The organism is Corallococcus sp. AB032C, from assembly GCF_003668935.1.
Classification (GTDB): Bacteria; Myxococcota; Myxococcia; order Myxococcales; family Myxococcaceae; genus Corallococcus; species Corallococcus exiguus.
Window position 1 is genome coordinate 30,893 of the sequence record NZ_RAWP01000013.1, and the last position, 11,617, is coordinate 42,509.

Annotated in this window: 8 protein-coding genes; 6 read left to right on the top strand and 2 right to left on the bottom strand. The window is 68.0% G+C overall.

Features of this window, described 5'->3' with window-relative positions; genetic code table 11:
* Nucleotides 1–13: 13 nt before the first annotated feature.
* Nucleotides 14–766 (top strand): bifunctional 2-polyprenyl-6-hydroxyphenol methylase/3-demethylubiquinol 3-O-methyltransferase UbiG, encoded by a 753-nt coding sequence (locus D7X99_RS08055; RefSeq protein WP_121760363.1) that lies wholly within the window; start codon nt 14–16, stop codon nt 764–766.
* Here D7X99_RS08055 and D7X99_RS08060 read toward each other — a convergent pair.
* Nucleotides 753–1,331 (bottom strand): hypothetical protein, encoded by a 579-nt coding sequence (locus tag D7X99_RS08060; protein WP_121777251.1) that lies wholly within the window; start codon nt 1,329–1,331, stop codon nt 753–755. The genes D7X99_RS08055 and D7X99_RS08060 overlap by 14 nt on opposite strands.
* An 86-nt stretch (nt 1,332–1,417) precedes the next feature.
* On the opposite strand from D7X99_RS08060, the gene D7X99_RS08065 reads away from it, so the two are divergent.
* Entirely contained in the window at nt 1,418–1,921 is a 504-nt protein-coding gene (locus D7X99_RS08065; protein WP_147476066.1) for a hypothetical protein, read from the top strand.
* Between the two features lie 81 nt (nt 1,922–2,002).
* On the opposite strand, the gene D7X99_RS08075 is transcribed toward D7X99_RS08065, so the two are convergent.
* Nucleotides 2,003–3,148 (bottom strand): serine/threonine-protein kinase, encoded by a 1,146-nt coding sequence (locus D7X99_RS08075; RefSeq protein ID WP_158626952.1) that lies wholly within the window; start codon nt 3,146–3,148, stop codon nt 2,003–2,005.
* A gap of 193 nt (nt 3,149–3,341) precedes the next feature.
* Here D7X99_RS08075 and D7X99_RS08080 point away from each other — a divergent pair, with 193 nt between their 5' ends.
* The 4 genes from D7X99_RS08080 (at nt 3,342) to D7X99_RS08095 (ending at nt 11,573) form a co-directional block, all read left to right on the top strand.
* Nucleotides 3,342–4,232: a sigma-70 family RNA polymerase sigma factor gene (locus tag D7X99_RS08080; protein ID WP_121777253.1), complete on the top strand. Its 891-nt coding sequence runs from the start codon at nt 3,342–3,344 to the stop codon at nt 4,230–4,232.
* A gap of 269 nt (nt 4,233–4,501) precedes the next feature.
* Nucleotides 4,502–5,893: a S8 family serine peptidase gene (locus tag D7X99_RS08085; protein WP_233613192.1), complete on the top strand. Its 1,392-nt coding sequence runs from the start codon at nt 4,502–4,504 to the stop codon at nt 5,891–5,893.
* A gap of 61 nt (nt 5,894–5,954) precedes the next feature.
* The gene (locus D7X99_RS08090; protein WP_121777254.1) at nt 5,955–7,808 is read left to right on the top strand and encodes a Hint domain-containing protein; all 1,854 of its coding nucleotides are present in this window, start codon (nt 5,955–5,957) and stop codon (nt 7,806–7,808) included.
* Nucleotides 7,809–7,943: 135 nt separating this feature from the next.
* Nucleotides 7,944–11,573, top strand: a complete 3,630-nt coding sequence (locus D7X99_RS08095) for a choice-of-anchor A family protein (RefSeq protein WP_121777255.1) — start codon at nt 7,944–7,946, stop codon at nt 11,571–11,573.
* Nucleotides 11,574–11,617 lie beyond the last annotated feature (44 nt).

The following is an 11,617-nucleotide window of genomic DNA, read 5'->3' on the forward strand; positions in this document are numbered from 1 at the left end:
CGGGGAGAATCTCATGGCAATCACGATGTCACCGCAGGAGTACGCCACGGCGTTCCGCATTCTCGCGGCGTCCGCAAGGCATCCAACGAACCTCCACCAGATCGTCACGGAGAGACTGCTCCCAGGTCTCTCCAAGCACCCCACCCTGCTGGACGTCGGAGCGGGGGCGGGCAAGGTCGCGGAACGGCTCGCGCCGCACTTCGACTCGCTCACCCTGCTCGAACCCCACCCCGAGCAGAGCTCCGGCTTCCATCATGAGAAGGCGACGGTCATCCCTGTCCCCCTGGAGCGGTACGCTTCCAATGACAGATATGACCTCGTCGTCTGCTCGCACGTCCTGTATCACGTCCCTGTGTCTGAATGGGGCGGCTTCATTGACAGACTGCTCGGCTTCGTGCGGCCCGGCGGCAGTTGTCTGATTGTGATGGCCGCCGCCCGCGGGCCGACCCATGCGATGTGCCGTGAGTTCTCCGACACCCTGCATTTCAGCGAGGAGGTCGTCGCCGAAGTGCAGCGGAAGCACTTGCCCCACGAGACGATCCCGACGATGAGCGGGTTCGCCGCGCAGACCTTCGAGGAGATGTACACGCTCTGCCGCTTCCTCGTGCTGGAGGGGTGTTACACGGCCGCGCAGTTGGCGGTCCTGAACCCGGACGAGGCGGGAAGGCTCGATGCGCGAATCCGTGCGCATGCCGAGCGTTGCCAGCAGCCTGACGGAACGTACCGGCTGGAACAGGATGAGGATGTGATCCTCATCTCCCGGTAGCCGTCACGCCCACCTTGGAGGCGACGTCTTCCAGGACGTCGCGGGGCAGCGTCAGGGACTGCCTGAACTCCGCCTTCACGGAATCAGGCACCGGAGGCTCGCGTGCGTCGAGCGCAGCGAGCACCCGCTCCGCCCACGCGAGGAACGCAAGCCCCTGCCGCGCCAGGGACTGGGCGAAGGGAAGAAACGCCACTTCCACCCGGGGCGAGAGGGGTTTCTCCGAGGCGCTCCGGTCCTCCATGCTCAAGACGTCCCCCTGGCGCCAGAGCCGCATGTGTGACTCTTCCCAGGGGTTGGCGCCCGTCTCCGCCGCGCCATCGAGCAGCGCCTTCAGCGCGAAGAACCAGCTCCAGGTCATCCAGAACTCGTCCACCGAGCCATCATCGCTGAAGGGGTGGCCGCCCACGTCGATGAAGAACCCGCCCTGGAAGCTGCAGCAGGTCACGGACGGGCGACGGAGGTACATGTCCACCGCTTCGGCCTCCAGCCCCTCCAGGAACGGGAGCGGCACCCAGTCCGGACCGATGAGAACGCGGAACTCCGCCTGGAAGGGTGAGGGAGCCATGGGGAAGAGCGTAACGCATCCCCCTGCATGGACAGTGTCTGGAGGGGAGCCGGGGTGATGGCGGGGCTCCCGCGTATGTTGGCGCGATGAACGCCCTTGCCCTGCTCGCCCTGATGATCCCAGCCGCGTCGACTCACTACGACGGCTCGCCGCAACCCTGGTTCACGGTGGGCCCGCTGCTGAGCGTGAGCCGCCGCCAGGAGGACACCACCTGGGGCGTGGGCCTGGAGTCCACGCTCAACGTGGCGATGCACAACAACAGCATGAGCTCCTTCAGGTCGGGCGCAGTGGGCGTCTTTGGACAGGGGCAGTGGATGGACGGCGACCATGCGCGGCTGTGTGGCGGAGTCCAGGGCACCTTCCTGCTCTTCGGACTGGAGACCGGCGTGGCCCACGAAACGGGGACGGCGGCCCACCGGCCCACGACGTCGCTCCACGTGGCGCCCTTCCTCGGCTTCGTCTACGGCTCCGTGGGCCTCCGCTTCAACGTCCCCTTCCAGGACGGGCGGGACCTGTCGGGCCGCCTCCCGTATGGCCGGGAGATTGGCCTCACGCTGACCCTCAAGAAGCCTTTCTCCCCCATGCTTTGATCGTGCCCCCCATACGTCCTGGAGGCCTGGGGACTCCAACCCGCCGAGCCAGGCCTCTCCCCGCCCGAGCCCGTGGGGGAGTCAGGCCTGCTGTTCGCAAGCGACGTGGACGGGCCCGGCCTGCGCACCCAGCTGCTCGATGAGGCGCGACGACAGGGCGCCCAGGTCGCCGCCACTCAGCTGCGGGTGCGGATCATCCGCCCCGGGCAGACCTTCCCGGATTGGACCTGGGATGTGCTCTGGGCACGGCGGGACTGACGCCATCCACGGTCGCAGGTGCTTGAGCACGGCGCAGAGCACGTCCGCCTGCGCGAATCGCTCCGCGGGGTCCTCCGCGAGACAGCACGCGATGACGGCGGCGAAGCCCGGATTGATTCCAGGGATCCACTCCGTCAACAGCGCCGCCGGGCCACGCCGCGCCGGAGGCAACCGGCCCGTGCACAGCTCGAACAACAGCAACCCCAGCGCGTGGAGGTCACTCCGCGGGGTCGCGGACTCGCCCATGCGGATCTCCGGCGCCAGGTAGCGCGGCGTCCCCACCACCTCCCGCGCCACTCGCGGCGCCGTGACTCCGCGCCCCACGAACGTCGCGAGCCCGAAATCGATCAGCTTCACCGTGCCGTCGGGTTTCAGGATGGCGTTGCCGGGCTTGAGGTCGCGGTGCAGCACCCCACCCTGGTGCGCGGCGCGCAGCCCTGACGCGAGCCCCTCCGCGATGTCGAGCACCCGCTGCCATGGCAGTGGCGTCCGCAGCTCCGCCAGGCTCTTTCCGTCCACGTACTCGTAGACGAGGTACGGCCGCTCGTCGAATTCACCCGCGCCATACATGGTCACCACGTTCGGGTGCTGGATCCGTGCGATGGCGCGCGCCTCGGTCGCGAAGCTCGCGAGCATTCCCGCATCCGGCTGGAGCGCGACACACACCTTCAGCGCCACCCGGCGCTCCCCCGACGCGTCCCGCGCCAGGTAGACGGCCCCCATGCCCCCCCGCCCCAACAGCCGCTCCAACCGGAACCCGTCCAGGACCTCCGGTGGCGTCCAGGTGGCGCCTGTCACGCAAGGTCGACGCGAACAGCGCCCTCCTCCCTCCAGCGGCTGGGCCTCCGGCGGAAGGGCGTCTCCATGCGCGAGCGTCACCAGCAGCGCCCGGCACGCGGTGCAGCGAGCCGCATGATGATGCGCCAGGACGTTCGCCGTCACCGGCAGCCGGCCCTCGAACAGGGCCACCACGTCCTCATCGCATAGGCAATTGGACGGCAATCTCATCCCCCCCTCGAAACAGCCAGCGGCAGCCTCGCATGTAACGTTCATGTTCCGGATCCATCGCGATGTTTCGTGGTTCCAGAGGGCCATGACCATACGACTAGCCTTAAAACGAGAACTCAAGGCATAATCAGGTCGTCGTGTGAAGGGGGGGAGCATGAAACTCGCACCAGCGTTCCTGTCGCGCGCGGGTTGGCACGTCGAAGAGGCAGCACAACTTGAAGCCCTGGAGGGCGTGCTGCTTCGGGTCTGGGCGGAAGGATGTCGGCCCTGGCCGGACATTCCCCTCTCCCAGGATGCCTTTGTTGCTTCCCTGGCCACACACACACCCAGTCCGTCTGTCCGAACCGGCATCGCGGGGCTTTTCGCTCAACTCACGCCTGGCGACCTCTACCTGGCCTGCGCCTGCGCCGAGGGCCTCCCCGCGGCGCTTGCCGCGTTCGAGCGGCGCTACATCGCGAACATCCCGGCGACGCTGGGTCACATGAAGTTGACGGAGGCCGTGCTGGATGACGTCCGGCAACAGGTGCGTGAACACCTGCTGGTGCGCACCAACAGGCCTCCGCGGATTTCGGAGTACTCCGGCCGCAGCCCGCTCGCCAACTGGCTGCGCGTCGTGTCCGTGCGCACCGCCCTCAACCTGCTGCGCACGGCGCGCGAGGAGGACGCGACGGGCGACGAGGCCATCCTCGAGTCGCTGCCCGCCTCCGTGGGAGACCCTGAGACGGAGGCCATCCAGCGGCGCTACGAGGGCGAGTTCCGCCAGGCCATGGAGGACGCCTTCGCCGCCCTGTCCAGCAAGCCCCGGTACCTGCTGCGCCTCCACTTCGTGGACCGGCTGTCCACCACCAAGATTGGCGCCCTGTTCAACGTCAACCAATCCACCGCGTCCCGGTGGCTCCAGAGCGCCCAGCAGGACGTCCATGACGAGACGCGGCGCCTGTTGAAGGAACGCATGGACCTCTCCTCCCAGGATTTCACCAGCGTCCTGCGCTCCGTGGAGAGCCAGCTCGACTTGAGCCTCAGCCGCATCCTCACGGAAGCCTGATGCGGTTTTCCACGATGCGGCGCCGCACAGCCACGCAATAACAATTCACTCCTCGTGAATTCTGATAAAAATTGCATAGCTTGATTCCGGGTCGTGTCTTTAAGACGCGAACACCCGGTCTGTGCCGGACAGCACACAGCATCGCCCTGGTGGAGCACGGCACCCGCCCCTGCCCCACCGCACCCATCACCCACCTTCCGCCCGAGCGCGTTCGGCCCCCACGGCCACGACGCCGGAGGCACATCCACACCTGCAGCACAGGAGGCCACATGCCGACAAACCAGACACGCACCAGCCGCGCCACCGCCATGAGAAGCCAACTCCTGCCCTGGATGGGCATGCTCACGCTGGCGCTGGGCGGATGCAGCGACCCGGGCGCCCAGGACGTCGGCACGCCGCCGCCGGCGAAGCTCATGAGCCGCGTGGCGCCCCTGAACGCGGCGCCTCCGGGCCTGGCCATCTCCGGTGAGTACATCGTGGTCTTCGAGTCGGAGGTGAACACGTCCGCCATCGACACCGCGGTGGCGGAGGTCGTCCAGGCGGGCGGCGCCAACGCGCTGATGCACCAGTACTCCATCGTGCCCGGGTTCTCCGCGAAGCTGGACGCCACGGAGCTCGCCAGGCTCCGCGGCAACCCGGCCGTCGCCTATATCGAGGAGAACGCGGCCGTCAGCATCAACACCACCTTCCCCAGCCCCGCGGACGGCACCGACCGCGTGGATCAGCGGCTGGGCCGCGACGGCATCTACAACGACCACGGCCGCACCGGCTTCGGCGTGCACCTCTACGTCGTCGACACCGGCATCAACTCGACCCACACCGAGTTCACCGGCCGCATCGGCAACGGCTTCAGCGCCATCAACGACGGGCGCGGCGTGGAGGACTGCCACGGCCACGGCACGCACGTGAGCAGCACGGCCGCGGGCACCCAGTACGGCATGGCCAAGAAGGCCCGCATCCACCCCGTCCGCGTGCTGAACTGTGGCGGCGGCGGAACGTGGGAGGGCGTCATCGCCGGTGTGGACTTCGTCCGCGCCAACTGCGCCACCCAGAACGGCCCCTGCGTCGCCAACATGAGCCTGGGCGGCGGGGTGTCCCCCACCGTCAACGCCGCCGTCACCAACGCCATCAACGCGGGCGTGACCTTCGTCGTCGCCGCGGGCAATGAGTCCACGGACGCGTGCACCCGCTCTCCGGCGAGCACGCCCGGGGCCATCACCGTGGCCGCCACGGACGACAGTGATCGGCGCGCGTGGTTCTCCAACTTCGGCAATTGCGTGGACATCTTCGCGCCGGGCGTAACCATCCTCGGCGCCTGGATTGGGAGCACCACCGCCACCAACGTCATCGACGGCACGTCCATGGCCAGTCCCCACGTCGCGGGCGTCGCCGCGCAATACCTGACGGACCACCTCAACGCCCGCACCACCCAGGTGGAGGCCAACGTCAAGGGCTCCGCGAGCCTGGAGTGCGTCACGGACACGCGCGGCTCCCCCAACACCTTCCTCTTCAGCGACCTGAACCAGGGCAACTACACCTGCAGCAACACGGTCGCCAGCTGCAGGGGCCTGTGCGGTGGCCCCGGCTACGGCTGCTTCTGCGAAGAGAGCTGCGTCCAGTACGGCGACTGCTGCCCGGACTACGCCGACGCCTGCCAGTGACCTTCAAGCCGTCTCGTCTCTCGCGTCCCTACCCCATCGTCTGAAGCAAGGAGGATGCAACATGATGCGCATGCGTCGTTATCTGGTGCTCGCGGGCACCGGCCTGAGCCTGCTGTCCGGCTGCACGTCGAACCCCCAGGAGTCCACGCCGGAGTTCCACGGCCGCAACCAGCAGGGCCTGGGTGAACCGGGCCGGCTGAGCCGGGCCGAGTGGACCACCTACCTCTCCGACCAGAAGTACCTGCACTCCATCGCGAAGCCGGACGTGCGGATCCGCCTGAACCTGGCGGACCCGGCGCAGCACCGCTTCGCCCTGTCCCGCCTCAAGCTCGCGGGCAAGACGCCGGAGAACTCGCCCTACCTGTTCAAGGCCCTGGAGCAGCGGCGCCAGGACCAGGTGGCCCGTGGCTACGCGCCCGGCCTGCTGCCCCCGGAGGCCAACAGCCTGGTGGGGACCGCGGACCGCCAGGAGATGCACCTCATCGAGGAGGCCAGCACGGGTGAGACGACCGCGGTGGCCAATGACGGCCTGGGCACCGCCAGCTCCACCTTCCCGGGCGGCGCCATCTACACCTACGTCGACACCAGCTACTCGGACTCCAGCGGCAACGCGCTGGGCGACCTGGCGTGGCGCGAGGAGTTCGACGGTGGCTACAACGTCACCATCAACGCCACGGGCAACCTGGCGCTGACGACCCTCAAGCGCTACCGCGTGTCCTCCTACAAGGTCGAGGAGTCCGCCGGCCAGAACGTCATGGACTCGTACATCTTCACGGAGATGGGCGTCGAAGGCGGCCCCGTCGTCAACGAGGCGCCCCGCCTGGGCGGCCTCACGGTGCTCGCGCCGCTCGACGTCGCGTTCAACGACAACCTCATCTCCGTGTGCCTCAACCGCACCTGGACCCAGGACTGCGACTACGACCTGACGGGCAACCTGAACTCCGTCAAGCTGCCGCTGCAGGGCTCCATCTCCGTCACCAGCAGCCACGTCTTCGACGACGCCGTCATCACCCAGCTCAAGGCGGACCTGAACTCGGGCGTGGCCCGCCCGGACGCCGGCCACCTCAAGCTCATCCTCACCAACACGGGCGGCGGCTGCGACGTCACCGACGGCAACACGCTCGTGGGCAAGATGAACCAGTTCTGGAACCGCGTCACCCTGAGCACGGACAAGAAGACCTTCTCCTGGGACCTCACGGGCACCAACGCCGCCTTCTTCGATGACGGCTGCCGCCAGATGCAGGACTCCGCGAAGTTGACCGCGCTCATCTCCCTGCCGCTCATCTCCGCGGGTACGAAGTACCGCTCCTCCATCACCCTGAGCAACGACCCGGCCGCCGTCCGCCCGGACTACGTCTTCAAGAAGATCACCGTCACCAACAGCTGCCTGGCCGAGGGCACCGAAATCGCCATGGCCGAAGGCAAGCCGGCCGCCATCGAGTCCCTGAAGGCCGGTGACCACGTCACCAACCCCTACAACCCGTCCCTCACCATCATGGACACGGCCGTCGGCATCGAGACGACCCCCATGGTGCGCATCCACGACGAGGCGGGCCGCAGCCTGCTGATGACGGAGATGCACCCCATCCAGGCCGTGGCGCGCGGCATGGTGCAGGCCCGCGACCTGCGCACGGGGGACCTGGTGATGACCCGCACGGGCCCCAGCAAGCTCACCGCGGTGACCCGCGAGGCGTTCACCGGCAAGGTCTACAACGTCAAGGTCGGCTCCAAGACGGAGAAGGCCCTGCTCGGCGAGGACCAGACGGCGGTGTACGCCAACGGCTTCCTGGTGGGCGACGGGCAGATCCAGAAGAAGTACGAGGCCATCGCGCAGCAGCCCAAGACGGGCGACATGCTGGCCCGGCTCCCCAGCCGCTGGCACCGCGACTACCAGCTGTCGCTCCAGCGCAAGTAACCCCAGCCCCCACGGCATGGCTGATGCGGCCACCCCACGGCTTTCGAGCGTGGGGTGGCCGTGCCGTTGCCGCCGTGGGGACGCCCTTCCCTTTTCGCGAAGCACCCACGCGTTCAACGTCACGGAGTGAACCCGATGCAGCCGTTCAAGACCTACCTGCTCCCGCTGTTCGTCGCCCTGGCGTCATGCGGAGATCCTCCCGAGCCCACCACTCCCGAGAAGCCCCTCCGGGTCTTGAGCGCGGAGGCCCTGGCCGAGCGCCAGCGCATCGCGAAGAAGGCCCTGGCGAAGCCAGGCACCGTCAAGGCCTCGCTCGCCACCATCGCGGAGGTCAACTCCGCGCTGGACCTGCCGGTGGGAGTGGTGGCGAGCGCGTCGCTCACGAGCCCCAATCCGCAGGGGGCCATGGTGGCGCCTTCCTACGGCAACATCCTGCCGCGCAAGGGCAGCTCGCTGTTCATCATGAGCACGGGCAACATCAACGTCGCCAACCTGCCGGAGCCGGGCACGGACTACCCGCCCGAGGGCGTCGAGGGCGACAAGGTCCTCTACCGCGTCACGCTCAACGTGCCGGCCAGCAGCAACCGGGTGACCTTCGACTTCCGGTTCCTCAGCGCCGAGTCCCCCGAGTATGTCGGGACGCAGTACAACGACACGTTCACCGCGCGCGTCATCGACGGGCTGGGCACGCGCACCGTCGCGGACTCGTCGGTGAACAGCGCGCAGTTCTTCGACGTCTCTTCCACGCGCGCGGCGGGCACCGGCTACGACACGCTGTTCTCTGACGACCCGTCCGGGGTGGACTTCTTCCCGGCCACCTACCCGCCTGAAATCATGCTGTTCCCCGATGCGGGCATCACTGACTTCCGCACCGTCAACTTCGAGGTCCTGCGCGGCGGGCAGGTCACCATCGAGTTCGAGATCAGCGACCTGGGCGACGGCGTCCTCGACTCCGCGGTGGTCATCGACAACATCACCTTCTCCAGCATGGAGGTGGTCAACCCGAACCCGACCCTCATCCACCCGTATACGGGCGCCGTGGTGACGGACGTCACGCAGCTGTCCGCGCCGTCTTCCGCGGCGATTCCCCCGGTCCAGGGCGTGGCCGCGGACGGCGTGACGCAGGTCCTGGTGCGCGCCAAGATGCCCTCCGCCGGGTCCATGACCTTCTCACTCAGCGGGACCAGCCCGGCCAACGGCGGCCTGGGCGCGGTCGGGACCACCACCCGGGCGGCCTCCGTCACCGTCCCCACCGTTCCCGTGGGCGGCGTGCACTACGCGTTCGCGCTCTACACCAGCCCCCCGGACTTCAACAGCGGGGGCTTCGAGACCGCCACCTCGCGCCTGGTGACGCTCTCCGGCATCTACACACCCGCGTCGGGAGCGAGCTACACGTCGACGGTCGAGCTCTCCATCGTCCGGCCGCCGCTGGTGCTCGTCCACGACCTCTGGTCCTCGTGCGCCGCCTGGCAGGCGACGGATGGCCTCGCCGCGAGCAGCCTCTTCCAGACGACGTGCGCGGACTACTCCGCGACGAGTTCGGCCAGCTTGACCCTGGAGGCCAACGAGCTCGCGGTCCCCAACGCCATCTACTCGGCGCTGACCAAGATGCGTCAGGGCCAGAACGCCGTCACCCAGGTGGACGTCGTCGCCCACGGCGCGGGCGGCCTGCTGACCCGCAAGTACGTCGACTCGGCCAACTACCGGAGCGTCGCGACCTTCAAGGAGGGGGACATCAACCGGCTCATCAGCCTGAACACGCCCCATGAGGGGACGCGCATGGCCACCGAGCTCGTCCGCATGCGCGACATCCTCAAGGCCGAGCCCTCCGGCCCCTGGGGATTGGTTCGGGACGCCCTCGCGATACCCCACAAGATCTCGCTCGACGTCGATGGCGGCTCGGCCATTGACGACCTCAAGGTGGGCAGCGCGCTCATCAACAACCTCCGGCAGACGGACGTCCCCACGCACTTCATCACCGGCCAGGGAGCACAGCCGCTGCAACGGACCGCTACGTTGGGCCTCCTTCCGGACGGCATCAAGGTGCTCTACCAGCAGATGGAGACCTACCATCCGGACTCCCGCGGCCAGTCCCTGCAGCTGCGGCAGAAGCTCATCCTGGGTCCCGACAGCACGCTGTTCTGCAACGACCCGCACGACATCTTCGCCGGGACCGCGGAACAGCAGGGCGGCGCCGTGACGGGCAGCACGGCCATCACCCCCTTCACCGTGACGCTGGCGAACCGGAACACGGAGCACTTCAAGGTCCAGATCAACGCGGGCCACCGGGATCGGATCCTCCAACTGCTCAACAGCCCTGTGGGAGGACCGCTCTTCGCCACCTCCATCCCCAGGCCGAGCACGGTTCCCACGGTGAATGGCTGCGCGGGCTTCACCGCGCTGCCAACCCCGCAGCGCGCCCGTGAGGCCATCGCCACCGCCGCCACGGGCACCGTGGTCATCACGTCCCCCCAGCCCGGCACCGTGGTCTCGCCGGGCGGCACGGTGACGGTGAGCGTCGCCGGGGCGGTGGGCTTCCAGCCAGAGACCGTCCTCATCCTGACCGAGGGCGCGGCCTCCGTCCTCGAGTCGGGGCCGTTCACGACCCAGTTCCGGATTCCGGCGCAGGCGCTCGGCGCGTTGACGCTCGTCGCGTTCGGCATCGACAGCCAGGGTCGGATGGTGCGCTCCGCCAGCCTCCCCCTGACCGTCAGCAGCTCCGCCCAGCTGAGCTCCATCCAGATTCTCAACGGGGATGCCGTCCTGAGAGGCCCCGGCGCGAAGCTGAAGCTGGTGGCGAACGGCCAGTACACGGACGGCGTGGTGAGGGATATCTCCGCGCCCTCGAGAGGCACGCTCTACTCGGTCTCCAACACGAGCATCGCCACCATCACCCCTGACGGCACGCTGACGGGCGTCTCCAAGGGCATGGCCACCGTCATGATCCGCAACGGCACGGTGCTCACCAGCATCACCGTCACGGTGGGGGACGAAAGCTCCGCGTCCTGCATCCCGATCCGGCTGGGCGAGTACAACCTCTTCGTGCTGGAGGACTACCAGCAGGGCAACGAGGTCCAGGGCAAGCTGGCCGCGGGCCGCAACATCTCCCTCCTGAACTTCTCCGTGGGAGAGAAGCTGCCTTCGACCGACACGGCCAACGTCCTGGTCGCGGGCGGGACCCTCTCCCTGTCCAATGGCTATGTCTGGGGGGATGCCCGGTACGGCGGGAAGCTCGCCCAGGAACCCAACGTCTTCTATCCCCGTGGGAACGTGGCCCGGGCGACGCCCATCAACTTCACCAACCAGGGCAGCGCCCTGCGGGCACTCTCCGCTGAACTGGGCGCCCGGCCCGCCAACGGCACCGCCACGCGCGAGTCCTGGGGTGGCGTCATGCTCACCGGCACGGACAAGCAGGTGAATGTCTTCGACGTCAAGGCCTCGTACTTCACCGGCGCCACGCTGCTGTCCATCAACGCGCCCGCCAACAGCCTGGTGGTCATCAACGTCCGGGGCACGTCCGCGACCTTCACCAACTTCGGACACGCCTTCAGCGGCGGCATCGACGAGCACGGCGTCCTCTTCAACTTCCCGGATGCCACCAGCCTCACTGCCTATGACTATGGCTTCTACGGCACGGTTCTTGCCCCGAATGCCAACGTCAACTTCTCCGGCGGGAGCTGGGTGGGTGGAATCTACGCACGCTCACTGAAAGGCAATGCCGTCGGACAGCTCAGCCGGCTGCGGGATACCGACATCTGCGATTGATGGCAGGATTCACGCGTCCGCGAAGAACCGCGACATGGGGGGCC